The following is a 25857-nucleotide window of genomic DNA, read 5'->3' on the forward strand; positions in this document are numbered from 1 at the left end:
CCGTCTGCGCCGGTACCGGCCTGATTCGGCCGATCCGGATAGCGACACGCTGCGAGTTGGCTGAGTGCCGTCGTCGTTGCGGTTGACCAGGTATCAGCTATGTCCTAGAGTTTGCTGAATTCGTTAATATCCCTTTCCTGCGCGAGGACGTGGCATGGTGCAACTCGATGTTCTGCCAGTGAAGGCAACGCGCCGGAGGGGCCGGCCCGCGGGCACTGATTCGGCTCAGACCCGGGCGCGCATCCTGGGCGCCGCGCGCGAAGTGATCGCGCTCCGTGGCTACCACGCCACGACCATTCAGGCCATTGCCGAAATCGCCGAGTTGAGCCGTCCCACGCTGCACTACCACTTCCAGACGCGCGAGGACATCTACCACTGCCTGCTCAATGAGATCGCGACCACGATCGACCTCTGCATCACCAGGGCGGGCGCGGAATCGACACTTCCGGGGCAGATTTCGGTGCTCATCACCGAATTGCGCAATGCCGGTGTCCATGAACCGGAGAGCGTGGCGCTGTTGATCAGTTCCTATCTCGAGGCCGACCGCCTTCCGGCCCCGCGGCGGGACGCGAAGGCTGTCATCCGCAAATTCATGGACCGGGCGGTGCGGGACGCGGTGGCGCGCGGCGAACTGCCTGCCGAGACAGCTGTGGCCCCTGTGGCTGATCTGCTCTACACCGTAGTGTGGGGACTCGGGTTCTACGCCGGGCTCATGGACGATCGGGACCGCGTCGAGGCGGTAACTAAGCAACTTCAACACGTGTTACGCATGGGGTTGCTGGTGGGTCCCATGGCAACGGACGTTGAGGCGACCGAGGACCGCGTGCCCGTGGGTGTCGCGGCGTCGTCGTAGTCCTTCCGGCGACACAGCACCCGACACGCCGAACCGTGTCGGTGGCCCGTCTTAGACTGGCAGCCCTATGAGCCAGTTCGTGCACCTCCACAATCACACCGAGTACTCGATGCTGGACGGTGCTGCGAAGGTCAAGCCCATGGTCGCCGAGGCGCTGCGGCTGGGCATGCCGGCCATCGGCATGACCGACCACGGAAACATGTTCGGCGCCAGCGAGTTCTACAACATCGCCACCAAAGAGGGCATCAAGCCGATCATCGGCATCGAGGCGTACATCGCGCCGGCGTCCCGCTTCAACACGAAGCGCATCACGTGGGGTGATCCCAGTCAGAAGGGCGACGACGTCTCGGGTAGTGGTTCATACACCCACATGACCATGCTCGCGGAGAACGCGACGGGCCTGCGCAACCTGTTCAAGCTGTCGTCGCTGGCTTCGTTCGAGGGGCAGCTCGGTAAGTGGTCGCGCATGGATGCGGAGATCATCGCCGAGCATTCCGCGGGCATCATCGCCACCACCGGCTGCCCGTCGGGTGAGGTGCAGACCCGGTTGCGGCTCGGTCACGAACAAGAGGCCATCGAGGCCGCCGCGAAATGGCAGGACATCTTCGGGAAGGAAAATTTCTTCCTGGAGTTGATGGACCACGGCATCGAGATCGAGCGCCGGGTTCGTGAGGGCCTGCTGGATATCGGCAAGAAGCTGGGCATCCGGCCGTTGGCGACCAACGACTGCCACTACGTCACCCGGGAGGCGTCGCACAACCACGAGGCGCTGCTGTGTATCCAGACCGGTAAGACGCTGTCCGACCCCACGCGGTTCAAGTTCGACGGTGACGGCTACTACCTCAAGTCCGCGGCCGACATGCGGGCCATGTGGGACGACCAGGTGCCCGGTGCCTGCGACTCGACGCTGCTGATCGCCGAGCGCGTCGAGTCTTATGCCGACGTCTGGAAGTTTCACGACCGGATGCCGGTCTTCCCGGTACCCGAAGGAGAGACGCAGGCCACTTGGCTGCGTAAAGAGGTGCTGCGTGGCCTGGACCGGCGCTTCCCGGCCGGCCCGCCTCAGGAGTACCTCGACCGTGCAGATTACGAGATCAGCGTCATCGTGCAAATGGGCTTCCCGGCGTACTTTCTTGTCGTCGGTGACCTCATCAGCCACGCTCGCGAAGTCGGTATCTGGGTCGGCCCGGGCCGAGGTTCGGCAGCAGGTTCGCTGGTCGCATGGGCGATGGGCATCACCAATATCGACCCCATCCCGCACGGTCTGCTGTTCGAGCGCTTCCTCAATCCCGAGCGCGTGTCGATGCCCGATATCGATATCGACTTCGACGACCGTCGGCGCGGCGAGATGGTGCGGTACGCAAGCGAGAAGTGGGGGAGCGACCGCGTCGCTCAGGTCATCACCTTCGGCACCATCAAAACCAAAGCGGCGCTGAAAGATTCGGCGCGCGTCCACTACGGGCAGCCGGGCTTCGCCATCGCCGACCGGATCACCAAGGCGCTGCCGCCGCCGATCATGGCCAAGGACATCTCGGTGGCGGGGATCACCGACCCCAACCATGAGCGGTACAAGGAAGCCGCCGAGGTCCGTGCGCTGATCGACACGGATCCCGACGTGCGCACCATCTACGAGACCGCACGGGGCCTCGAGGGCCTGGTCCGCAACGCGGGTGTGCATGCCTGCGCGGTGATCATGAGCTCCGAGCCGCTGATCGATGCGATCCCGATGTGGAAGCGCGCCCAGGACGGTGCCATCATCACCGGCTGGGACTACCCGTCGTGTGAGGCCATCGGCCTGTTGAAGATGGACTTCCTGGGCCTGCGCAACCTCACCGTCATCGGTGACGCGCTGGAGAACATCAAGGCCAACCGTGGCATCGATCTCGATCTCGATCACCTGGGTCTGGATGACCCGAAAACCTATGAACTGCTGGCGCGCGGCGACACGCTCGGGGTGTTCCAGCTCGACGGGTCCGCGATGCGTGATCTGCTGAAACTGATGCGGCCGACCGGCTTCGAGGACATCGTGGCGGTTCTGGCGCTGTACCGGCCGGGCCCGATGGGTGTGGATGCGCACACCGACTACGCGAAGCGAAAGAACGGGCTCCAGGACATCAAGCCCATTCACCCGGAGCTCGAAGAGCCGCTGCGTGACATCCTTTCTGAGACTTACGGTTTGATCGTTTACCAAGAACAGATCATGCACATCGCGCAGAAGGTGGCCGGCTACTCGCTCGGTCAAGCAGACCTGCTGCGCCGCGCGATGGGTAAGAAGAAGAAGGAAATCCTCGACGAAGCCTACGGCGGATTCGCCGACGGCATGAAGAAGAACGGCTTCTCGCAGGCGGCCATCACCGCGTTGTGGGACACGGTGCTGCCGTTCGCCGGCTACGCGTTCAACAAGTCGCACGCTGCCGGGTACGGCTTGGTGTCGTTCTGGACCGCCTATCTCAAGGCCAACTATCCGGCCGAGTACATGGCCGGTCTCCTGACGTCGGTCGGGGACGACAAGGACAAGGCCGCGGTGTACCTGGCGGATTGCCGCCGCCTGGGGATCACGGTGCTGCCGCCGGATGTCAACGAGTCGGTGCACAACTTCGCCTCGGTCGGCAAGGACATCCGCTACGGGCTGGGCGGTGTGCGCAACGTCGGTGCCAACGTGGTGCAGTCCATCATCGCGGGGCGTACCGACAAGGGGAAGTACACCGATTTCTCGGACTACCTCAGCAAGATCGACATCACGGCCTGCAACAAACGGGTCACCGAATCTCTGGTCAAGGCAGGCGCTTTCGACTCCCTTGGCCATGCCCGCAAGGGCCTGTTCCTGGTGCACGCCGACGCGGTCGACTCGGTGCTCGGCACCAAGAAGGCCGAGGCCATGGGTCAGTTCGATCTGTTCGGCCGCGGTGATGCCGGCGATGCCGGAGATGCGGCCTTCACCATCAAGGTGCCCGAGGACGAGTGGGACGACAAGCACAAGCTCGCCCTGGAGCGCGAGATGCTGGGCCTGTACGTATCCGGCCATCCGCTCAACGGTGTCGCGCACCTGCTCAATGCGCAGGTGGACACCCAGATTACGGCCATCCTCGAGGGCGCTGTCGCCAACGACTCCCAGGTCCGCATCGGCGGCATTCTGGCGGGCGTGGTGCGACGGGTCAACAAACAGGGATTGCCCTGGGCCTCAGCGCAATTGGAGGATCTCAACGGTTCGGTCACGGTGAACTTCTTCCCGAAGACCTACGCCGTGTTCGGTGCCGACATCATGGACGACGCCATCGTGCTGGTGAGCGGCAAGGCCCGAGTCGAAGACGAGCGTGTGTCGATCTTCGCCAGTGACCTTGTGGTGCCCGACTTTTCGAATGCCCAGGCGGATCGGCCGCTCGCGGTGAGCCTGCCGACCCGGCAGTGCACCCCGGAGAAGGTCAGCGCGCTCAAGCAGGTGCTGTCGCACCATCCGGGCACCTCGCAGGTACATCTGCGGCTGATCAGCGGCGACCGCATCACCACACTGGAGCTGGACCAGACCTTGCGCGTGACACCGTCGTCGGCGTTGATGGGTGACTTGAAGGCGCTGCTGGGTCCGGGCTGCCTCGGCGGGTAGTTCCAGTTCAGAAGCGGTAGCGCAGGATTCGGGCCTTCCTTGCGCCGGCTCGGGTGCGTCCCGTGAGCCGGGTGGCGATCCGTAGAACTCGGGGAAACAGGTCGACCTCGGGCTGGTGGGCGAGGCTGGCTTCTTCGATGAGTTGCATTCGAGGATTCCAGCTCAAGGGATGCCGCGCATCTTTGAAACCCGCGTAACCCAGTTGGCTGCCGACGTCTTTGAACATCTTCTGTGGCAGGTACTTGAATGCCGCCAGGCTGATCGGTCCGAACTGTCCGTAGTCATTGAACGCCAGTTCGCCGCGGTGGAAATGTTCGGTGACGCTGCGGAACACGCCGGCGATGACGGGCTCGGTCAGGAACGCGAACAGCCCATCTGCCACGAGCACGGTAGGACGGTCCGCAGGAATCCCTGCGGCCCAGTCCGGTTCGGCCACCGACGCCACCACCGTGTGCGAGTGTGGATTCGCCGGCAACAGCTGCTCGCGCAGCGCAGAAATGCCGGCCAGGTCCACGGAGTACCAATCGACCGTCGGCGGCGGGTCCACCCGATAGAAGCCGCTGTCGAGGCCACCGCCCAGGTCGACCACGACCGCGTCGGGATTCGATGCGGTGAATGCACGCACGCGGTCGTCGAGCATCTTGGCGCGCAGCGCGGTCTGGCAGACCACGCTGGTCTGAACTCCAAGTGCGGCGAAGTCATAGTCGATCGCCGCCACCACCGAATCCGCCCAGGTATCGCGGAGGATCGAGGGCGTCTTGCGGTTGTCCAGGGCCCTGGCGTACACCGTGAGCAGGGCGGTCCGTTCCACAGGCGTCAGCGACGTGACAGTTACTCCCATGCGTCCGACCATACGCCACCATCCGGGCTGAACGTTTTGTCCAAAACGTTTAGCGCCCAGTGGTTTTCGCGCCGGAGTGCCGCGGACGGTGCCCGGTTCGCCCGCGACCGTATTTCACTTACCGCTCACGCGGTGGTGCAGGCGAACTTCAAGCCGAAGCCATCGGGCGCGGGGACCACCGGCGTCAGGCACCCGAAGGTCTGGATGCCGGCGTTGCTGAATCGGACCGCGGTGCGGCGCGCGTAGTTCACGCAGACCGGCCCGGTGGCGTCGGCGCGGCACTGATAGTCGCCGAACCGCAGGCTCTGGCCGTCTTTCAGCTTGGGTCCGGTGCCGGTGTTGAAGCGGCCCGGATCGCCGTGTACCGAACCGACTTCAGCGGTCGGTCCCTCGAAGTCGACCCAGCCGCCGACCCAGTGGCCGTAGGTGTCGGCAGGCTGCGGTGGTGGGGAGGTCAGATGAATCAGGCAGGCGAGGGCGCCGCTGAATTCCTTGTCGGTCATGCAGTTGGCGCCCGACGAGGTGGTGAACGCGATGTCGGTGCCGAGATTGGTGGCGGTCCCGTCCCGGGTGGCCGAATGGAAGCCGCTCGGGTCGGCCGGAGTGCCGGCCTCCACCCAGGCGACGACATCGGCGACGGGAGCGCCCGCAGGCGGTGGCGTGGTGGGGACCGCTTTCGGGGCCGGCGCCGGGAGACGACTCGGCGGGGCGGTGGCCGACAACGACGGCTCCGAGATCGCCACGCCGGGCTGTCGGTGCTCTTCCGACGTGGCGGAACAACCCGCAACCAGGGCACATGCCGCCAGGACCACCGGAAATCGCATGCCCGCCAGGGTAACCGGAGGTCCGGCAACACGCGGTTCAGGCGCCCCGATGATTACAGATTTTCGATAGTGTCCATTTATGCACGAACGTACCGTCCGCGTGACCATCGACAGCGGAACCATCGAGGGCTTCACCCGCGACGGTGTGCACCGGTGGCGGTCCGTCCCCTACGCACGGCCTCCGGTGGGGCCGTGGCGCTACCGGGGGCCGCAACCTGTGCAGCCCTGGCGCGGTGTGCGCTACTGCCATGGATTCACCTACTGCGCTCCGCAGGAGCGCAAATACACCATGCTGAGTGTGGGCAAGTACCAGCCGATGGGCGAGGATTGCCTGACCCTCAATGTGGTGACGCCCGAGAATCACAGCGGCGAGCCGCTGCCGGTGATGTTCTTCATCCACGGCGGCGGATACATCATGGGCAGTTCCGCGACCCCGATATACGACGGCGCCGCGCTGGCACGTCGCGGCTGTATCTTCGTCTCCGCCAATTACCGGCTCGGCGCACTCGGCTGCTTTGACGTGTCCACTCTGGCCACCGCGGAGCACCCTTTCGACGACAACCTCTTCCTGCGCGATCTGGTGGCAGCGCTGAAGTGGGTGCGGGCCAACATCGCGGTGTTCGGCGGGGATCCGGGCAACGTGACCATTTTCGGCGAGAGCGCCGGGGCCCACGCCGTGGCCACGCTGTTGGCGGTGCCACAGGCGAAAGGCCTTTTCCAGCAGGCCATCGCGGAGAGCCCGGCCAGCGGCATGGTGCGTTCGCCCGACGCCGCCGCCCGGTTCGCCGAGCATTTCGCCGGACAACTGGGGGCCGGCAAGCGTGACGGCGCCGCGGCACTGATGTCGGCCAAACCTGCTGAACTGTTGGCCGCCCTGGACCGGGTCATCCACGGCGCCGTGACCGACTTGCCGGGTGCTTTCCCGGCCGGCCCCGTGTGCGGCACCGAATTCCTGCCCGAGGATCCCATGGTCGCGATGCGCGAGGGCCGGGCGCACCGGGTGCCTCTGATCGTGGGCAGCAACGCCGACGAGGGCCGCCTGTTCACCAAGTTCATGCAGCTGCTGCCCACAAACGAGACCACGATCGAACGAATCCTGGCGCATGTCCCGGCCGAGCAGCGCGCCAGGATCACCGGTGCCTATCCGGGCTACCCGCAGTCAGCGGATGCCTGCATCAAACTCGGCGGCGACTTCGCGTTCGGCACGGCATCGTGGGAGACCGCCGGCGCCCACATGCGTCACGCGCCCACCTACGCGTACCGGTACGACTACGCCCCGCCGGCGCTGCACTGGACGGGTCTGGGCGCTACGCACGCCACCGAACTGCTGGCGGTCTTCGACGTCTACCGGACGCCGCTGGGCGCGGTGCTCACGGCCGCCATGGACCGTAAGTCGGCGCTGCGGATCAGCAATGACGTCCAGAACCGGTGGCGGGCCTTCGCCCGGACGGGTGTCCCCGGCGAGGGATGGCCGCAGTACGACGCCGACGACCGCGCTGTCCTGGTGTTCGACCGCAAGACCCGGGTGGAACTCGATCCCGGTGCCGAGCAGCGTCAGGCCTGGGAGGGTTTCTCGCTGGTGCACGGCTGAGCGGTGTCGCCTACTTCTTGACCACCTGGGTGCCGCCGGCGAGTTCGTCGTGCCGGCCCTGTTTGCATGGGCTGGCGTTGATGGTGACGGCGATGAAGATGTAGGCGATGAACGCGAGCAGTCCGCCGACCCAGGGGATGATCGGGAGCAGGGTGAACGAATTGCGGATGGCCGACTGCTTGAAATCAGGCTTCGGCATACCGTTGGGCCCACGCACGCTCAAGCCGAGCAGCATCTTGCCCGGCGTAGCGCCGGCCGCCACCTCGAACAGCACGAAGTAGAGGAACGTGCCGAGCCCCGAGAACAGGCCGGTGACCATGATGTCGGACATCGAGCCGATCGAGAAGGCGCCGAAGAACGCCAGCACCCCGACGATCAGCCCATCGATGAATCGCGCGAAGAAGCGGGGCAGCAGCTCGCCGGGATGCACCGGTGCGGGTGCGCCGTAAGCGCCGGAGGTGGGGTACTCGCCATAGGTCATGGCGCCAATTTACTGCCGATCGGCCAGCAATATCTGGCTTAGCCGCGTAGTGGTGGCCTGGCCGTCGGTATTGCCACCGGCGCCGTTCAGCGCATTCATGACGGCCAGCGTGAAACACTGTCCGGGACCGGCGAATCCGACGGTGTTGGTGACCCAGCCGCCCTGTTCGTCGGACCAGCCGTCCTTGTTGCCGGGCGCCATGTTGGGACCGGCGCCCCAGACACCCCACTGCTGGATCGGGTCGACGTTCTGCATGGCGCCCACGATCCAGGCGGTCTCGTTGGGCCGCAGCCGGGTCAGCATGTAGTTGACCATCTGGTCCAGGTCGTCGGTGGTCGACTTCTGAAAACCCCAGTAGGGGAACATGTCTCCGAAGCCGCGCTGTGGTTGCACCCGCGTCATGCCGAAATGCGGGAAGTCGTTGTTGAAGATGGTGTGGTCGGGCCCGCCGTACCGGGTCCACAGCGTGTCCGCGGCATCGTTGTCCGAGGTGTGCAGCATCTTGCCCATGAGGGCGATGTCGTTGTCGGTGAGTCGCAACAAGCCCGCGCTCTGCCGCGCGAAGAGGTCCACCACCATGCCGAGCTTGATCGTCGAGGCCGTCCAGACCATGTCGCCGGCGTGCGAATTGCGGTACACCGCACCGGTTTTCCGGTCCCGAAGGACATAGCCGACGCTGCCGGGCCGGGTCGCCAGATAGGCATCTGCCGTCGCGATGCGTTGCTGCGCATCGCAGGCGCCGGTGCATTCGGCGTGCGCGGTGGGCAGCACCGGGCCGGCCAACAGCGTCGCGACCAGCGCCGCCCTGATCAGTTTCACGCCCGTAGCCTCCCAGATCCCAGTCCTCATTGCGTTCAGACAGCCTCTGGGCGAGGCCATGTCGGTAGCGGCACCGGCCCGTCGCCCGGTCGCAGCCGGTCGAGCACCGCGCGCAACGGCGGCCAGTTCGTGCGCCCCTTGCGGGTGACGGCATAGGCCGTATGGATCACCGTCGGCCCGGCCAACGGGACGACCTTGATGCCGGCGCTGGTAGGCCGCTCCAGTGGCAGCAAGCCGACACCGTACCCGGCGACGATCAGATCCTCGACGAGTTCCAGACTGTCGATCTGATGAGCGATCCGCGGGGTGAACCCGCTCAGCGCGCCCAACGTACGCACGGCGTCCTCGTCAGCGGTGTTGCGCGAGTTGACGATCCAGGTCCGGTCCGCGTACTCGGACAGCTCGGCGGGTCCGTTCGCTTCGTCGGCCCGCAGACCCAGACCCCATGGAATCGACCACAGCGCAAAGCCTTCCAGCAGCGGGCTGGGGGAGGCCGGGGCCAGGTTGTAGTCGTAGGTCAGGGCCAGATCCAGGTCGTCGTCGGTAAGTAGTGCGAACGCTTCGATGGGCTCGTATTCGCTTATGGCAACGTCGATTCCGGGGTGCTCGTGAGTCAGGTCCGCCAGGATCGGCAACAGCGAAACGCGGATGCCGGTGGCGAATCCGCCGATCCGCAGAGTGCCGACGGGCTCGGCGCCCGAATCGAGGTCCAGGCAGGCCGCGTCGACGGCGGCCAGAATGGTCACCGCATGGTCGGCCAGTCGCTGTCCGGCCGGGGTCAGCCTGACTCGGCGTCCTTCCGGTTCGATCAATTGAGTGCCGGTTTCCTTGGCCAGTGCGGCGATCTGTTGCGACACCGTCGACGTCGTCAGATCGAGATTCTCGGCGACGGCGCGCATCGACCCCAGGCGCGACAGGGCCAGCAGTAGGCGCAGTCGGCGGGTGTCCATCCGACTATTGTCCAGGGAATCTGCACGGTTTTGGGTCTTGCGGCCCGAAGTTATGAATATTTAGCCAATGTGCGACGATCCGAAAATGACCGCACGTCCTGCCCACTTCATCCCGATCGACGAGGACCGGGTTCAGCCGACCCAATTCGCCCAGAGCCTGTGGGGTGAAGACCACCTCAACGGCCCTGCCGTGGTGGGATTGGCTGCGCACGCGCTGGAGGCCGCGTTCGGACTGCCCGAATTTCTCCCGGCGCGGCTGACGGTCGACCTGTTCCGCGCCGCCCGCGGGGTGCCGGCGACGACCGCGGTGACCTTGGTCCGGGACGGGCGACGGGTGCGCAATTCCGAGTGCGATGTGGTGCAGGACGGTGTCACCGTGGCTCGAGCCACCCTGGTGCAGTACCGGCTCGCCGAGCGGCCGCAGGGTGAAGAGTGGTTCCGCGCAACAGATTTCGATCCGCCCTCGGTGATCGATGACGGCCTGCGGCCGTACATGAACAGTGATGCCGTGGGCTGGACGCGGGCCATTGCCGATCATCAGAACGCCAGCCGAAAGCGTTACCTGAACCGGTCCATCGACGTAATCGCGGGACAGACCAACACGCCCTTCGTCCGGGCTGCCATGGCGGCCGAGGGCACCAGCCTGGTGACCAATCTGGGCACCGCCGGCGTCGGGTACATCAACGGTGACCTCACCGTGGCGTTGTCCCGGCTGCCGCAGGACATCTGGGTCGGCGCCGAGGCGGATTCGCACTGGGCAGCCCACGGCATCGCGGTCGGCACCACCACGTTGTACGACAGCGCAGGGCCGTTCGGTACCGGCCTGACGACCGCTGTCAGCAACCCGGCCGCACAGATCGACTTCGGCCACAGCCGATTCTCCGACCGGATCAGGCGGGAGCTCTAGTGCGCCGGTTGTGAACTGCTGCAGAAGGTTTAGCGATGGCGGCCCTGCGGTAACCAATAACCGTCCGAGCAATCCGTGGGGTTGATACTCCGCAATCGTCTGATTGGAGGATCGCGATGAGGATGAAGAAAATGGCTGCCACCACTGCTGTTGCCGGCGCGCTGTGCGCCGGGGCCGCGGGAGTTGGCGCAGGAACGGCCGCGGCCACCATGACGCCGCCGCCGGGGCCTACAGTGACGGCGCCGCCGTCGTGGGCGCCGCCGAAGCCGGCTGACCCGACGTGGGCGATGGGCAATTCCCAGGTCTGGGACGCCGGATGGAACCACTGGGGCGTCTGGGTGAACGGCACGTTCGTTCCGACGTTCTGATCGGTTCCGGTCTGACGCCGGATCCAGAAGGAGCCGTTGTCGCAGTCTTCGCGACAACGGCTCCGTTCATGAATAGCGAACGATATGTCCATGATTATCACGTGGACATGAACATTCGGGTTCCCGTTCAATACACCGCATGACCACCGCAGCGGCCCGTCAAGGCGCACTGATGACCGTCGCGTCCATGATGTCGGTGCAACTGGGGGCCGCCCTCGCGGTGAAGCTGATGGACGGTATCGGACCCGCCGGTGTGGCCTGGCTGCGTCTGGCCTGGGCCGGTGTGTTGATGCTGCTGTTCGTCCGGCCACGGCCGGCGTCGTTCACCCGGTCGGCGTTCCTGTCGTGCGTCATGCTGGGAATCACCACCGCGGGGTTCACCCTGCTGTTCATGGTGGCGGTGTCCCGGATTCCGCTCGGCACCGCCAGCGCCCTGGAATACCTTGGCCCTCTCGCCATAGCGGTGACCAAGGGGCGTGGGCGCGGGCGGTTGCTGTTCCCGGCGATGGCGGGGACCGGCGTCGTGCTCCTGACCGAGCCGTGGGCGGCTGCTGTCGATCACGTGGGGGTATTGGCGGCGCTGGCCTCCGCCGCGTGTCTCGCGGCCTACATCCTGCTGACCCAACGCGTGGGTGACGCGGTCACCGGCATCACCGGTCTCGCGGTGTCCATGCCGGTTGCCGGGCTTGTCGTCACCATGGTGGCCGGTCCGTCGGTCTCGGGACACCTGACGCCGCACCTGCTGCTGGCCGGGCTGGGCTTGGCCATCCTATTGCCGGCGATTCCTTTCGCGTTGGAAATGCTGGCCCTGCGGCGCCTCACCGCTGCGGCGTTCGGCACGCTGATGAGCCTGGAGCCGGCGCTCGCGATGGTGCTGGGGCTGCTCATCCTGCATCAGGTGCCGGGCCTATTCGCCATCGCCGGTATCGCCCTCGTCGTGCTGGCCGGTATCGGCGCGGCGCGTGCCGGTGCCCGACCCGTACCTGAGGCTGGCCGTCGGGAACCGGCCCTCGTGATCGAATAGGGGTATGACGCCACCGGTCACCGCGCTCAATGCCTCTCCCTTTACCGGCCGTACCCCCAGCCGCGTTGGGGATTTGTCGGTGGAGACCCATGGCATCGCACCGGTGCCGACCGACCGCCGATATGGCACGCCAGGTCGGCTGTTCACCGTGTGGTTCGCGCCGCAGATCAATATGTCGTGTGTTTTCACCGGCGCGCTGATCGGCGGACTCGGCTTAGGTTTCTGGCTCTCGATGCTGGCCATGATCGTCGGTACGGTGCTCGGATCTCTGGTTGTCGGCTACCTGTCGACGCTGGGTCCGCGCACCGGTACCGCGCAATTGCCCGGTGCGCGTATGGCTTTCGGCGGCTTGATAGCGGTTCCGGCGGTATTGCAATGGCTCTCGTCGGTGGCGTGGGACGCATTGGTCGGCCTGTTCGGGGGCGAAGCGCTGGCTGTGCTGCTCGGCATCCCCTTCTGGGTTGCGGTACTGATCGTGCTGGGCGTCCAGGGGGCGGTCGGCTTCATCGGCTATGAGCTGATTCATCGGCTGCAGGCCGTACTCACCGTGGTGCTGTTCGCGACGTTCGTTGTGTTCGCTGTCAAACTCGTTGCCGGGCACCAGGTCGTGACGCCGGCCGGCGCTCACGGCGCGGACCTTGCCGGCGCCTTCGTGTTGGCCGTGACCATCGCGCTGAGCCTGGCCGTATCGTGGGCCAGCTATGCCGCCGACTTCAGCCGTTACCTGCCGGCGGACTCCGCCCCCCGCAAGGTGTTCGGGTTCAGCTTCTTCGGCCTGGCGCTCGCGTACATCTTCGTCGAGCCCATCGGCATCGCCGCGGGCAGCTTGATCACCGACCAGACGGCGGAGGGTGTGCGGTCGGTGATGGGCGGGGGGTTGCTCGGTGCTCTCGCGCTGGTCATCATCGCGCTGGCCTCGGTCGGTTCGGGTGTGATGAACGACTACAGCGGGTCCCTCGCCCTGCAGACACTGGGCGTCCGAGTGCGGCGCCCGGTCTCGTCACTGGTGGTGACCGCGCTGGCGTTCGGGCTGATCCTGTGGCTCCACACCGGTGACACCGCAACGCGATTCACCAATGTGCTGCTCTTGATCAGCTATTGGATTCCGGCATTCGCCGCCATCGTGATCGTCGACTGGCGGCGCCGCAGCCGCGGCCGGCAGACCGTGGATCCGGCAGCCGAGACGACGCCCCGACGGGACGCGGTTGCCGCACTGGTCGCGTTCGTCGTGGCCTACGGCGCGTCGATCCCGTTCATGAACACCACGCTGCTGCAAGGCCCCATCGCCGTGGCGTGGCACGGCGCCGACATCGCGTACTTCGTGAACTTCGTTGTCGCCCTGGTCGTCTACGGCGGCTACCGGCGCACTGTCGCGAAGAACGCTCGCACGTCGTCGACGAACAACCCGGGCTGCTCGAACGCCGCGAAGTGACCGCCGCGCGGCATCTTGGTCCAGTGGGTGATGTTGTAGCCGGCTTCGCACCACGACCGTGGTGGACGCCCGATCTCCTTCGGGAACGACGCGACACCGGTGGGTAATTCGACCTTTTCGCCGCCGCCGAAGACGCGGAAGCTCTCCCAGTAGATCCGGGCCGACGACGCGCCGGTTGCGGTGGCCCAGTAGATCATCACGTCATCGAGCATCTCGTCGCGGCTCAGCGCCGTCTCGACATCCCCGTCGTGATCGGTCCAGGACCAGAACTTCTCGACGATCCAGGCCAGTTGCGCCACCGGCGAGTCGACCAGGCCGTATCCGATGGTCTGCGGGCGCGTCGACTGCTGCTTGGCGTAGCCCGAGTCCTGGTCCTGGTAGTGCTTGAGCGCCGCGAGTGCGGTCTGCTCTTCCGCGGTGAATTCGGCGGCGCCCTTCGGGGGCCGGCCCATCGGCATGTTGGTGTGAATCGCGATGCAGTGCCCGACGTTTCGTCCGATCTGCGTCGTCACCGCGGCGCCCCAGTCGCCGCCCTGGGCGCCGTACCGGGTGTACCCGAGTCGCACCATCAGCTCGTCCCACGCCCGCGCGATGCGCTCGACACCCCAGCCGGTTGCGGCCGGCTTGCCCGAGAATCCGAACCCGGGCAACGACGGGCACACGACGTGAAAGGCGTCCTCTGCGCGTCCGCCGTGCTCAGTGGGGTCGGTCAGCGGTGCGATGATCTTCTGGAATTCGGCGATCGACCCCGGCCAGCCGTGCGTGATGATCAACGGCAGGGCGTCCGGGTGCGGTGACCGCTGGTGGATGAAATGGATATCGAGCCCGTCGATTTCGGTGACGTACTGGTCGAACCGATTGAGCCGCGCTTCGCGGGCCCGCCAGTCGTAGCCGTCCGCCCAGTAGTCGGCCAGAGCGCGGGTGTAGGCGAGTGGGAGGCCCTGGCTCTGATCGTCGACGCACTCGGCCTCGGGCCAGCGGGTATTGCTCAGCCGGCGGTGGAGATCGTCGAGGACCTCGTCCGGCACAGCGATCTGAAACGGTGCGATGTCAGTCACGAAGATCCATTCTTACCGGCCGGCTCCGACGATCACCACGTCGAGGGTGCGCGGACCGTGCACGCCCTCGACGCGCTGCAGCTCGATGTCGCTCGTCGCACTCGGCCCGGAGACGAAAGTCAGTGGGCGCGACGGGTCGAGCGCCGAAAAGGCCTGCGGCACCGTGTCGACGATCTGGTCGGCCCGGATGACGCAGATGTGATGGTCGGGCACGAGCGTCAGCGCGCGACGGCCCTGTGCCGCACCGGCGTCCAGCACGATGGTGCCGGTCGCCGCGATCCCGAGGGCACAGCCGGTCACCACCGCATCAACACTGTCCAGTACATCGAGGCCGACCGGCGGCTCGTCGACAAGGGTCGGCACGCCGACGGTCCAGTCGAACGGCAGGTCTGCGGGGATGACGGCGGTGCCGGAGCCGACGAGGGCCGCCACGATCGTTCCCACCTCGCCAGGGCCGGCGCGGTGCACCTGTGCCCGGTAGTCGGCGACCGTCTCGGCGAACCGCTCGACGTCGCCGGTGCCGGTCGATGGCTGCCGGTCGTAGTCGCGCGGCACCGGGACCGGGGCCGACGCATCGGTCCCCAGGGCGGCACGGATGCGCTGGAGCATCACCGCGCGCGCGTCGCTCATCGATCGCCGCCCCGGTTGCGCACCCACCACTGGCGGAACGTCTCCGCTGGTGGTTCCGGAATGTCACGGCTGGCCGTCCATTTCGACGCCGGCCAGGGCAACTTTCTGATGCGGTGGTCTTTCCCGGCGAGCAGTCGACCGGCGCCAAGGGCCTTCTCCGCCAATCCGAACCGCGGTGCGGACTCCATCGCCCAGCCGGCGGCTTTCAGCGCCAGATCCTGTCCAGAGGGAAGGACGCCGCGCCCTCCTCTTTCCTGATCCACCTGCACCGCGCGCAGATGCACCAGGATCGACGGGATGTCGATGAGTACGGGGCAGGCCTCGAAACAGGCTCCGCACAACGACGACGCGTACGGCAGGCTCGCGTTCGGGTCGTCGTGGCCGGTGGTCCCCGTCAGCTGCGGGCTCAGGATCGCACCGATGGGCCCCGGATAGACCGAGCCGTAGGCGTGCCCGCCGGTGCGCTCGTAGACGGGACACACGTTCAGGCAGGCGCTGCACCGGATGCAGTGCAACGCAGCCCGTCCCACCTCATCGGCGAGCACGCGGGTCCGGCCGTTGTCGAGCAGCACCAGATGGAACTGCTGTGGGCCGTCGCCGGGATGCACGCCCGTCCACATTGACGTGTAGGGGTTCATCCGCTCCGCTGTCGAGGACCGGGGCAGCAGTTGCATGAAGACGTCGAGGTCGGTGAACCGTGGGATGACCTTCTCGATGCCCATGACGGTGATGAGGGTTTCGGGCAGGGTCAGGCACATGCGCCCGTTGCCCTCGGATTCGACGACTGCCAGCGTCCCGGTTTCGGCGACACCGAAGTTCGCGCCGCTGACAGCCACCTTGGCGGACAGGAACTTTCGCCGTAGATGGGCGCGAGCGGCCATGGCCAGTACCCGTGGTTCGTCGGTGAGTTCGCCGGCGCCGGGCATCTCGCGCTCGAAGATCGCCCGGATCTCCGCCCGGTTGCGGTGGATCGCCGGGACCAGGATGTGGCTCGGTTTGTCATGTCCGAGTTGGACGATCAGCTCGGCCAGGTCGGTTTCGATCGCGGTGATGCCCTGGTCTTCCAGGTACTCGTTGAGCCCGATCTCCTGCGTCGCCATGGACTTCACCTTGACCACCTCGCTGCTTCCGGTGGCCCGGATGAGCTCGGCGACAATGCGATTGGCCTCGAGCGCGTCACGCGCCCAGTGGACCTGGCCGCCGCGCGCTTGCACATTGGCTTCGAGTTGTTCCAGTAGTTCCGGCAGCCGCGCCAGGACATCCTGTTTGAGCGCACTGCCGGCCGCTCGCAGCTGCTCCCAGTCGGCGCATTCTGCTACGGCGGCAAGACGTTTCGTGCGGATGGTGCCGGTAGCGTGACCGATATTGCGGCGTAGTCGGGCATCGGCCACCGCGCTCCGGGCAGCCTTCGGGAAGCTCTGGTCGCCGCGCAGATTGCCCATCCCGGGCTGGCCGAGAAACACCGCGGTCATGTGGTGGCCGCCAGGATCTCGGCCAGATGCACGGTGCGGACGCCGCTGCCGACCCGGCTCAGGCCACCGCCGATGTGCATCAGACAGGACGAGTCACCCGCGGTACATACGTCGGCTCCGGTAGCGGCGATATTCGACATCTTGTCCACCAGCATCGCCGTGGAGACGTCGGCGTTCTTCACGGCGAAAGTGCCGCCGAAGCCACAGCAGGACTCGGCCTGGGGCAGCTCGATCAGGGTCAGGCCGCGGACCTTGCGCAGGAGGCGCAGCGGTTTGTCACCGACACCCAGCATCCGTAGTGAGTGGCACGTCGGGTGGTAGGTGACGCGGTGCGGATAGTAGGCGCCGACATCGTCGACGCCGAGGACGTCGACCAGGAATTCGGAGAGCTCGAAGGTGTGCGCCGCAAGGGCTTCGGCCTCGGCTGCCAGCTGCCCGTCACCGGCGCGCCGCGCCACCATCGCATGCTGGTGGCGCACCGAGCCGACACACGATCCCGACGGCGCCACGATGGCATCGAAGCCGGTGAACGCGTTGACATGGTTGCGCACGAGCGGCACGGCCTCCCGTAGGTAGCCGGTGTTGACGTGCATCTGGCCGCAGCAGGTCTGGCCGGCGGGAAACTCGACCTGGTGGCCGAGCCGTTCCAGGAGCCGCACCGTGGCGATGGCGGCAGCCGGGAACATGGCATCGGCCAGGCAGGTCGCGAACAGGGCTATCCGCACCGGCCGACAGTACCGCTGATGTCGGCCGGTGCGGCACAATGACCGTTACTGCGCGTACTGGTCCGCCACGTCGAGCGCGCGGTCCAGAATCGCCAGTCCGGACCGGACCTCGTCCGCACTGGCGTTGCACGGCGGCACCACATGGATACGGTTGAAGTTGGTGAACGGCATCAGGCCGTTCTGCTTGCAGAATGCGACGACGGCGTTCATCGCGTCGCTGGTGCTGCCGTAGGGTGCCAACGGTTCTCGCGTGTTCTGGTCCTTGACCAGCTCGACGGCCCAGAACACGCCCGCGCCACGGACCTCACCGACGCTGGGGTGCCGTTGTGCGAAGTCCCGCAGCGCCGGTCCGATGATCTCTGTGCCGAGGCGGGCCGCGTTCTCGACCATGCCTTCGTCCCGCATGGCGTTGATCGTCGCGACCGCGGCCGCCGTGGCCAGCGGGTGCCCGGAGTAGGTGAGGCCGCCGGGGTAGGCGCGTTCGGCGAAGGTCTGCGCGATGGCGTCACTGATCGCGACGCCACCCAGCGGCACGTAGCCGGAGTTGACGCCCTTGGCGAACGTCAGGAGGTCCGGCACGACGTCGAAGTGGTTGATGGCGAACCACTTTCCGGATCGGCCGAAGCCGGACATGACCTCGTCGGCGATCATCACGATGCCGTACTTGTCGCACAGCGCGCGGACGCCTGCCATATAGCCGGGCGGCGGCACCATGATGCCCGCGGTGCCCGGGATGGACTCGAGGATGATGGCCGCGATGGTCGACGCGCCCTCGAGTTCGATGACGCGCTGCAGTTCGTCGAGGGCGCGTGCGGATTCCTGCTCCTCGTTCTCGGCGTGGAACACCGAGCGGTACAGGAAGGGCCCGTTGAAATGCACGACGCCGGCCGCGCCGCGATCGTTGGCGAAGCGCCGCGGGTCGCCGGTCAGGTTGATCGCCAGGTCGGTGCCGCCGTGGTAGGCGCGGTAGCGGGCCAGCACCTTGTGCTTGCCGGTGTGCAGCCGTGCCATGCGTACGGCGTGCTCGACGGCGTCGGCGCCCCCGTTGGTGAAGAAGATCTTGTTCAGGTCGCCGGGGGTGAGTTCGGCGATGAGCCGGGCGGCTTCCGAACGTGCGGCATTGGCGTGCTGCGGTGCGATGGTGCACAGTTTGGCGGCCTGTTCCTGGATCGCCGCAACGACTTTCGGGTGCTGGTGGCCGATGTTGGTGTTGACCAGCTGAGACGAGAAGTCCAGCAGCCGGTTGCCGTCGCCGTCCCAGAAGTAGCTGCCTTGGGCCGCGGTGACGGTCATGGGGTGGATCGCGCCCTGGGCAGACCAGGAGTGGAAGACGTGGGCGCGGTCCAGCAGGTAGGCGCGTTCGGCCTCGGTGCGCATCGAATCGATGGTGTGGCCGGCGGGCAGGAGCTGGTCTGCGGCGAGGGTCATGTTCGGGTCCTCTGTCTGGTTTGGCGATCAGTTGTTTTCCGGGAAGCCCAGGTTGATGCCGCCGTGGCTGGGGTCCAGCCAGCGCTGCGTGACGGCCTTGGCGCGGGTGAAGAACTGCACGCCCTCCGGGCCGTAGGCATGGCTGTCGCCGAACAGCGAGGCCTTCCAGCCGCCAAAGCTGTAGAACGCCATGGGAACCGGGACCGGCACGTTGATGCCGACCATGCCGACCTCGACCTCGTTCTGGAACCGGCGGGCGGCGCCACCGTCGTTGGTGAAGATCGCGGTGCCGTTGCCGTACGGGTTGTTGTTGATCAGCTCGAGCGCCTCGTCATAGGTGTCGACGCGGACGATCGACAGCACGGGACCGAAGATTTCGTCGGTGTAGACGCTCATCTCGGGGGTGACGTTGTCCAGCAGTGTCGGGCCGAGCCAGAAGCCGTTCTCGCCGCCGTCGGCGACCACGCCTCGACCGTCGAGCACGACCTTGGCGCCCTCGGCCTCACCGGCGTCGATGTAGGCCGCCACCTTGTCGCGGTGCACCTTGGTGATCAGCGGTCCCATGTCGGCGTCTTTGGTGCCGTCACCGGTCTTGAGCGTGCGGGCCCGCTCGACGATCTTGGCGACCAGGTCATCGGCGATCGGGCCGACGGCCACGCATGCCGAGACCGCCATACAGCGCTCGCCGGCCGAGCCGAAGCCCGCGTTGATCATGTTGTCGGCGGCCAGGTCGAGGTCGGCGTCGGGCAGGATCACCGCGTGGTTCTTGGCGCCGCCCAAGGCCTGGACGCGCTTGCCGGAGGCGGTGGCGGTCCGGTAGACGTACTGCGCGATCGGGGTGGAGCCGACGAACGAGACGGCCTTGATGGCAGGGTTGGTCAGCAGCTCGTCGACGGCGGTCTTGTCACCCTGCAGGACGTTGAAGACGCCGTCGGGCAAGCCGGCTTCCCGCCACAGTTCGGCCATCCACAGCGACGCGGACGGGTCCTTCTCGGACGGTTTGACCACGACGGTGTTGCCGGTGGCGATCGCGATGGGGAAGAACCACATCGGGACCATGGCCGGGAAGTTGAACGGCGAGATGATCGCGACGGGCCCGAGGGCCTGGCGGATGTTGTAGACGTCGACGTTGGTGGAGGCGTTCTCCGAGTAGCCGCCCTTGAGCAGATGCGGAATGCCGCAGGCGAATTCGACGACCTCGATGCCGCGGGCGACCTCTCCCATGGCGTCGGAGAGCACCTTGCCGTGCTCGGCGGTGATGATGGCGGCGAGCTCCTCGCGGCGCGCGTTGAGCAGCTCGCGGAACGCGAACAGGGTCTGTACGCGCTTGGTGATCGAGGTGTCGCGCCAGACGGGGAAGGCGGCGACGGCGGCGTCGATCACGGCCTGGGCGTCCTCGACGCCGGCCAGTGCGACCTGACCGGTGACCTCGCCGGTGGCCGGGTTGGTGACCGGCGCCGACTGTCCTGAGGAGCCGGTGAAAATGTCGTTGTTGATCCAGTGCGAGATGGTCCGCGAGGTGGTCATCGTCGGGGTCGGCCTTCCTGTCGGGGCGGGATGTGTACTCAGCTTGGCCCGGTGGGAACGCCGAAATGGCCGTCGATCTGTATCAAGATGCGCCAAGGCATTTACACTTTGTAAATGCCGACCGTCGCCGAGATCATCGCCCTCCCGGTGATCCAGCAGGGCGAGCCGGAGATCCTCTGCGCCCACGGTTTCGATCGCTCGATCCGCTGGGTCCACGTCAGTGACGTTCCGGACCTGTCGGACGTCCTGCAGGGCGGCGAGCTGGTGCTGACGACCGGGGCCGCGCTGCGGGCAGCGCCGGTCGAGTATCTGCAATCGGTCGCCGCGGCGCAGGCCGTGGGCGTTGTCGTCGAATTGGGGGCCGGCGCCGTGCCGCTGCCCGTCAATGTCGGCGCCGTCGCCGAGGAGCTGGGACTGGCCCTGGTCGCGGTGCATCGGGTGATCAAGTTCGTCGAGGTGACCGAACAGGTGCACCGGGTGATCGTCGCCGACCAGTACCAGGAGGTGGACTTCGCTCGTCAGACGCACGAGGTGTTCACCGACCTGAGTGTGCGGCGGGCCACGCCCGCCGGTATCACCGAAGCGGCGGCGAATCTGCTCGGGGTGCCCGTCGTGCTCGAGGACCTCGCACATCAGGCCATCGCAGTGGCGGCCGCGGGGCATGCCACATCAGATGTGTTGCGGGACTGGCAACGTCGGTCCCGCCGCCACGAGACCGGAGCCGAGCGGACGGACGGCTGGGTGATCAGCGAGGTCGGCCGCGGTGAGGATGCCTGGGGCCGGCTCATCGCGCTGAGCCTCTCCGATGATGTGGCGGCCAAGTTCACCATGGTGCTGGAGCGGGCGTCGCAGGCACTGGTGCTGCACCGGATGGCCGAGCGCGGCCGCACCGACATCGAACATCAGGCGCAGGCCGGACTATTGGAAGACGTTGCACGCGAACGCATCCGGTTCGAGGACGACGCGACCGCCCGGGCCTTCGCGTTGGGTCTGCGGCCGACGTCGCAGTACCTGCCTGCGACGCTGCGAGTCTCGGGATGGGCCTCGGCGTCTGGTTCCGACGCCGACCCGGTCTCGGAGCAGCGACGCGGCGCCCGGCTGCTCGACGTCGTCACCCGATCGGTGAAAGCGTTGGGACACACCGGCTTGTTCTCGTTGCGCGGGCCGGGTGAGATCGCCATGGTGCTGTCGCTGAACACGCGTCCGGGCAGCGCGCTGGAGCCGCTGGGACGAGCGCTGCGCCGGGATGCCGAGCGCGCGGTCGATGCGCACGGCCTGGTTCTGGGCGTCGGCACACCGGCGCCCGGGTTGATCGACGCCATCCACCGCATCACCGATGCGGCCCATGTCGCCGAGGCTGCGTTGTCGCTGCCTGCCTCGCAGCGGGTCTGCTTTCGGGTCGCAGACATTCGGCTGCGCGGGCTGCTGTCGATGTTGCGGACCGATCCTCGGGTCCAGCGGTTCGCCGAAGGGGAGCTTCGGGCGTTGATCCTGCATGACATGGACAGTGGCGACGGGTTGCTGGACGTGCTGCGCGGCTACCTCGAACTCGGTGGCAACAAGTCGGCATTGGCATCGCGGCTGCACTTGAGCCGGCCGTCCCTGTACACGAAGCTGAACCGCGTCGAGCAGATTCTGGGCGTCGATCTCGCCGACGGCGAGTCCGCGACCTCGTTGCATGTGGCGCTGCTGATCCTCGAAACACGAAATACGTTCAGTGGCAGTGGCGCACCGCTGTGACATGCTTTTGACCGTGTCGGGCACGTCGCAGAATCGCCAGGGCAATGCCACCCGCGCCAAGTTGGTGAAGGCGGCCGAGAAGCTGTTCGCCGAGCAGGGCGTGGATGGCGTCTCGGTGCGCTCGGTCAATGCCGCGGCCGGTCTGGGCGCCGCGTCGGTGCATTACCACTTCGGCTCCAAGGACGAGCTGCTGCGCGCCGTGGTGCTCGATCTCGGCGCCGCGGTGGGTTCGGCCATCCAGGCCAATGTCGATGTCCTGGCGGCAGATTCGGCCGCGCCATCGCCCGATGCCTTGGTCCGGGCCGTCACCGCGCCCTACCTCGAACTGTTGCGCCGCCAGCGCACCCGCGGGATGCGGTGGATCAAGATCATGGCGCAGATCACCCAGGCGGGGCCGGCCGACGAAACCATCGAGCCCAAGCTGCGGGCTGCCCTGCTGGCGCAGGTTCGGCGGGCCTTCCCGAATGCTGCCGAGGAGCGGCTCGAGGCCCGCTGGGCGGTGTCGATCATGGGCTTCGTGCAGGGTCTGAGCCGGGCCGACGAATGGGACCGCGCCAAGCTCTCCGTTCCGGCGCTGGAGGCGTTCTACGAAGACCTCGTGACGTTCGTCGTCGGCGGCACCGAGCGCCTCCTCAACTCCTAATTCCCGCGAGCGTGCGTGTTTGCGCGCAACACGCCGCGGCATGCGTGCATTTTCGTCGCGCCCGCGACTGCTGAACACGATGCCGACGATCGCTCGAGCATGCGTCGCTGGCCCAGCCGCTGCACGTCGGAGATCGTGAGCAGCGTTACCGACGTGTAGCCGTGTCGATCACGGGACAGGCGGGCCCGGGTGCGGCACAGTTAACTGTATGGCCGGTCAAATGATTCCGAAGCCCAGCGACCTGAAGGCCGCGGCGCAGTCCGCGGTCGATGCTGCCCAGTCCGCTGTAGAGATGACGCAGGCGGTGGCCAGCGGCGCGATGCGCATACCTCCCGCCTCCGTGCAGCTGGCCGCCCAGGTCCCCGATCTCATCGAGAATCTGGCGGTCGCCACCGAGCGGCTCAACGCGACCATCGACCGCACCGAGCGGGTTATGGCCATGGCCGATCCCATGTTCCGGACGCTCGACGCGCTGCTGCCGCAACTCGAGGCATTGGTGAATACCGGCAACGAGGTGTTCCGGCTGCTGTCGAGCATCCCGGGGGTGTCGAGGCTGAACCCGTTCAGTGGGGGGACCAAGCCGCAAGACAAGTGATTCGTCACGGGAGGGCGGCGAACCGCAGCGCCAATCCGTCGATGAAGGACGTCAGCGCCAGTTCGAAACCGGCTGCGTCGATCTGGTCGGCCTTGCCGCGCAGCAGGTGCGCTTGGCCCATGTGCGGATAGCGGTCGCGGTAGACCTGCACGTCGTCGGTGAATCCGCGGGAGAACGAGCCGACGGTCGATCCGAGCACCAGTGATCTGGTGGCAGCGCCGATCAGAGTCGCTTCACGCGGCGGCCAACCGGCACCGACCAGGCCGCCGTGTACGGCATCGGCGATCCGCAGGCTCACGTCTCGCCGCCCCGGCCCGGTCGCCAGATAGGGCACGAGATTGGGGTGGGCCGCCAGCGCCGCGCGGTGCGATCGCGCCCACGCCGCCAGCGCGTCCTGCCAGTCGTCGCCGCGGTCGAAGCCGGACGTATCGATTTCTCCCGCCACTCGACTTGCGACGGCGTCGAGCACGTCGTCCTTGGTGGGGTAGTGCTTGTAGAGCGACGACGCCTGTACCCCGAGTTCGGCAGCCAGCTTGCGCATCGACAGCTCTGCGAGGCCGTCGCGGTCGATCAGGTCCAGCGCGGTGTCGCGGATGCGATCCTGGCTCAGCAGCGGTACCCGGGGCCTACCCATCTGCGTCTCCCTTGAATTAGCGAACACCGTTAGCTTATGGTGGACGGCAATAAGCTAACACTGTTCGCCGAGGTTGAGGAGATATCTGTGAAGCGCGAGGTCTACACCGAGGAGCACGAGGACTACCGGAAGATGATCCGGGCGTTCGTGGAATCCGAGGTCAGCCCGGTGTACGACGAGTGGTTCGAGAAGGGCCTGGTGCCGCGCGAGTTCTACTACAAGCTCGGCGAACTCGGCATCTTCGGCGCGGAGATCCCGACCGAGTACGGCGGCGAGGGACTGACCTCCTACAAGTTCCAGGCCATTCTCACCGAGGAGCTGGCCCGCGCCGCCGTGTCCTTCGGTGGCTCTAGCGTGCACGTCGGCCTGTGTCTGCCCTACATCCGCGACATCGGCAACGAAGAGCAGAAGAAGCGGTGGTTCCCCGGCATGCTCAGCGGCGAGATCATGTTCGCCATCGCCATGACCGAACCGGGCACCGGTTCCGACCTGGCCGGAATGCGCACCACCGCAAAACTTTCCGAAGACGGCACGCACTACGTGCTGAACGGCTCCAAGACCTTCATCACCGGTGGCGTGCACGCCGACCGCGTGATCGTCTGCGCCCGTACCTCGGCCCCCAAGGAAGACGACCGTCGCTACGGTATCTCGCTGCTGGTGGTCGATACCAAGCTCGAGGGCTACTCGGTGGGCCGCAAGCTCGACAAGCTGGGTCTGCGCTGCTCGGATACCGCCGAGCTGAACTTCACCGACGTCAAGGTCCCGGTCGAGGACATCCTCGGTGAGGCCGACCAGGGCTTCAACTACCTCGGCCAGAACCTGCCCCGCGAGCGCCTCGGCATCGCCGTCAGCGCCTACGCACAGGCCAAGGCCGCCGTCCGGTTCGCCGTGCAGTACACCAAGGACCGGACCGTGTTCGGCAAGCCGGTCGCCTCGTTCCAGAACACCAAGTTCGAGCTCGCTGCCTGCCAGGCCGATGTCGACGCGATGGAAGCCGTCGTCGACCGCGCCATGGAAGCCCACGACCTCGACGAGCTGTCCGCGGCTGACGCCGCCAAGGCGAAGCTGTTCTGCACCGATGCGGCGGCCCGCGTCATCGACCGCTGCCTGCAGCTGCACGGCGGCTACGGCTACATCAACGAGTACCCCATCGCCCGGCTGTACGCCGACAACAGGGTAGGCCGCATCTACGGCGGTACCAGCGAGGTCATGAAGATGATCATCGCCAAGGACATGGGTCTCTAGAAATCCTGCTGTCGCAGTGTGCGAAGGCGCCCGTCGGAGTAACTTCACTCTTGGGCGCCTTCCGCATTTTCAGGCTCGGGCAAGGCGCCCGAATAGAGGGAACGACGCAAGTGGCAGGTCCGCGACACCACGTGCACGTGTGCGACCATCCGCTCACGCGGGGGCAAGCACGTCGACTCAGTCGGCGTTTCGCCGTCGCCGGAGTGCAGATCGAGCCTGGGCGCCTACAGGAGATCGCGGCGGGCGCGGCCACTGTCGGTGACGAACACATCGACGTCGCGTTCGCGATGGTCGCCGTCGGATATGTCGAGGAACGTCGCAATGCAAAATTGGCGCGCATCCGCCGCCGGATGGGCCGCTGGCTCCTGGTGGGTGCGATGATCGTGTTGAGTCTGTGTCTGCTCATCAGTTTGGCCATGGCCATGTTGACGCTGATGCAGCCCACAGTCGGCGGGGCATGAGGAGTCGA

At 66.6% G+C, this 25857-nt stretch carries 24 protein-coding genes; 12 read left to right on the forward strand and 12 right to left on the reverse strand.

What is annotated here, in order from left to right:
- Positions 1-154 precede the first annotated feature (154 nt).
- Positions 155-853 (forward strand): TetR/AcrR family transcriptional regulator, encoded by a 699-nt coding sequence (locus tag AC3WTE_RS19475; RefSeq protein ID WP_492440071.1) that lies wholly within the window; start codon positions 155-157, stop codon positions 851-853.
- Between the two features lie 67 nt (positions 854-920).
- Positions 921-4454, forward strand: a complete 3534-nt coding sequence (gene dnaE, locus AC3WTE_RS19480; RefSeq protein ID WP_492440073.1) for a DNA polymerase III subunit alpha — start codon at positions 921-923, stop codon at positions 4452-4454.
- Positions 4455-4461: 7 nt separating this feature from the next.
- Here the strand turns inward: dnaE and AC3WTE_RS19485 are convergent, their stop codons facing one another.
- Positions 4462-5295 carry a class I SAM-dependent methyltransferase gene (locus tag AC3WTE_RS19485; protein ID WP_492440074.1) on the reverse strand — a complete coding sequence of 278 codons (834 nt, stop codon included), beginning with the start codon at positions 5293-5295 and terminating at the stop codon, positions 4462-4464.
- 125 nt (positions 5296-5420) lie between these two features.
- A complete protein-coding gene (locus AC3WTE_RS19490; protein ID WP_492440076.1) occupies positions 5421-6119 on the reverse strand; it encodes a hypothetical protein in 699 nt (232 codons plus the stop codon).
- Positions 6120-6198: 79 nt separating this feature from the next.
- Here AC3WTE_RS19490 and AC3WTE_RS19495 point away from each other — a divergent pair, with 79 nt between their 5' ends.
- The gene (locus tag AC3WTE_RS19495) at positions 6199-7710 is read left to right on the forward strand and encodes a carboxylesterase/lipase family protein (RefSeq protein ID WP_492440078.1); all 1512 of its coding nucleotides are present in this window, start codon (positions 6199-6201) and stop codon (positions 7708-7710) included.
- A gap of 10 nt (positions 7711-7720) precedes the next feature.
- On the opposite strand, the gene AC3WTE_RS19500 is transcribed toward AC3WTE_RS19495, so the two are convergent.
- The 3 genes from AC3WTE_RS19500 to AC3WTE_RS19510 are packed head-to-tail and all read right to left on the reverse strand — an operon-like array spanning position 7721 to position 9960.
- Positions 7721-8191: an RDD family protein gene (locus AC3WTE_RS19500; protein ID WP_492440079.1), complete on the reverse strand. Its 471-nt coding sequence runs from the start codon at positions 8189-8191 to the stop codon at positions 7721-7723.
- Positions 8192-8200: 9 nt separating this feature from the next.
- Positions 8201-9040, reverse strand: a complete 840-nt coding sequence (locus tag AC3WTE_RS19505) for a serine hydrolase (protein WP_492440081.1) — start codon at positions 9038-9040, stop codon at positions 8201-8203.
- 5 nt (positions 9041-9045) lie between these two features.
- Positions 9046-9960: a LysR family transcriptional regulator gene (locus tag AC3WTE_RS19510; RefSeq protein WP_492440083.1), complete on the reverse strand. Its 915-nt coding sequence runs from the start codon at positions 9958-9960 to the stop codon at positions 9046-9048.
- Between the two features lie 85 nt (positions 9961-10045).
- On the opposite strand from AC3WTE_RS19510, the gene AC3WTE_RS19515 reads away from it, so the two are divergent.
- The 4 genes from AC3WTE_RS19515 (at position 10046) to AC3WTE_RS19530 (ending at position 13691) form a co-directional block, all read left to right on the forward strand.
- On the forward strand, positions 10046-10867 hold the full coding sequence (locus AC3WTE_RS19515) for an acyl-CoA thioesterase domain-containing protein (RefSeq protein WP_492440085.1): 822 nt from the start codon (positions 10046-10048) through the stop codon (positions 10865-10867).
- A gap of 131 nt (positions 10868-10998) precedes the next feature.
- Entirely contained in the window at positions 10999-11235 is a 237-nt protein-coding gene (locus AC3WTE_RS19520; RefSeq protein ID WP_492440086.1) for a hypothetical protein, read from the forward strand.
- Positions 11236-11374: 139 nt separating this feature from the next.
- Entirely contained in the window at positions 11375-12259 is an 885-nt protein-coding gene (locus AC3WTE_RS19525) for an EamA family transporter (protein WP_492440088.1), read from the forward strand.
- Positions 12260-12263: 4 nt separating this feature from the next.
- On the forward strand, positions 12264-13691 hold the full coding sequence (locus tag AC3WTE_RS19530) for a purine-cytosine permease family protein (RefSeq protein ID WP_492440090.1): 1428 nt from the start codon (positions 12264-12266) through the stop codon (positions 13689-13691).
- Here AC3WTE_RS19530 and AC3WTE_RS19535 read toward each other — a convergent pair.
- From AC3WTE_RS19535 to AC3WTE_RS19560, 6 genes are read right to left on the reverse strand one after another with little or no spacing between them, the layout of a single operon-like run.
- A complete protein-coding gene (locus tag AC3WTE_RS19535) occupies positions 13616-14740 on the reverse strand; it encodes an epoxide hydrolase family protein (protein WP_492440202.1) in 1125 nt (374 codons plus the stop codon). The two genes, AC3WTE_RS19530 and AC3WTE_RS19535, sit on opposite strands and share 76 nt — an antisense overlap.
- Before the next feature lie 21 nt (positions 14741-14761).
- Positions 14762-15379 carry a LutC/YkgG family protein gene (locus AC3WTE_RS19540; protein ID WP_492440092.1) on the reverse strand — a complete coding sequence of 206 codons (618 nt, stop codon included), beginning with the start codon at positions 15377-15379 and terminating at the stop codon, positions 14762-14764.
- Positions 15376-16851 (reverse strand): LutB/LldF family L-lactate oxidation iron-sulfur protein, encoded by a 1476-nt coding sequence (locus AC3WTE_RS19545; RefSeq protein ID WP_492440094.1) that lies wholly within the window; start codon positions 16849-16851, stop codon positions 15376-15378. The genes AC3WTE_RS19540 and AC3WTE_RS19545 overlap by 4 nt, the downstream gene beginning before the upstream one ends.
- Positions 16848-17576, reverse strand: a complete 729-nt coding sequence (locus AC3WTE_RS19550; protein WP_492440096.1) for a (Fe-S)-binding protein — start codon at positions 17574-17576, stop codon at positions 16848-16850. The genes AC3WTE_RS19545 and AC3WTE_RS19550 overlap by 4 nt, the downstream gene beginning before the upstream one ends.
- Before the next feature lie 45 nt (positions 17577-17621).
- A complete protein-coding gene (locus AC3WTE_RS19555; RefSeq protein WP_492440098.1) occupies positions 17622-19004 on the reverse strand; it encodes an aspartate aminotransferase family protein in 1383 nt (460 codons plus the stop codon).
- Between the two features lie 27 nt (positions 19005-19031).
- Entirely contained in the window at positions 19032-20531 is a 1500-nt protein-coding gene (locus AC3WTE_RS19560) for a CoA-acylating methylmalonate-semialdehyde dehydrogenase (protein WP_492440100.1), read from the reverse strand.
- A gap of 114 nt (positions 20532-20645) precedes the next feature.
- Here AC3WTE_RS19560 and AC3WTE_RS19565 point away from each other — a divergent pair, with 114 nt between their 5' ends.
- The 3 genes from AC3WTE_RS19565 (at position 20646) to AC3WTE_RS19575 (ending at position 23509) form a co-directional block, all read left to right on the forward strand.
- Positions 20646-22271, forward strand: coding sequence for a PucR family transcriptional regulator (locus AC3WTE_RS19565; protein ID WP_492440101.1), 1626 nt, complete (start codon positions 20646-20648; stop codon positions 22269-22271).
- Between the two features lies 1 nt (position 22272).
- A complete protein-coding gene (locus tag AC3WTE_RS19570; RefSeq protein ID WP_492440103.1) occupies positions 22273-22914 on the forward strand; it encodes a TetR/AcrR family transcriptional regulator in 642 nt (213 codons plus the stop codon).
- A gap of 208 nt (positions 22915-23122) precedes the next feature.
- On the forward strand, positions 23123-23509 hold the full coding sequence (locus AC3WTE_RS19575; RefSeq protein ID WP_459370097.1) for a hypothetical protein: 387 nt from the start codon (positions 23123-23125) through the stop codon (positions 23507-23509).
- Between the two features lie 4 nt (positions 23510-23513).
- On the opposite strand, the gene AC3WTE_RS19580 is transcribed toward AC3WTE_RS19575, so the two are convergent.
- The gene (locus AC3WTE_RS19580; RefSeq protein ID WP_492440105.1) at positions 23514-24143 is read right to left on the reverse strand and encodes a TetR/AcrR family transcriptional regulator; all 630 of its coding nucleotides are present in this window, start codon (positions 24141-24143) and stop codon (positions 23514-23516) included.
- 87 nt (positions 24144-24230) lie between these two features.
- Here AC3WTE_RS19580 and AC3WTE_RS19585 point away from each other — a divergent pair, with 87 nt between their 5' ends.
- Positions 24231-25388: an acyl-CoA dehydrogenase family protein gene (locus AC3WTE_RS19585; RefSeq protein WP_492440107.1), complete on the forward strand. Its 1158-nt coding sequence runs from the start codon at positions 24231-24233 to the stop codon at positions 25386-25388.
- Positions 25389-25498: 110 nt separating this feature from the next.
- Positions 25499-25849: a hypothetical protein gene (locus AC3WTE_RS19590; RefSeq protein WP_492440109.1), complete on the forward strand. Its 351-nt coding sequence runs from the start codon at positions 25499-25501 to the stop codon at positions 25847-25849.
- Positions 25850-25857: the final 8 nt, after the last annotated feature.

This window comes from Mycobacterium sp. FW102-FHT13B02 (assembly GCF_058790275.1).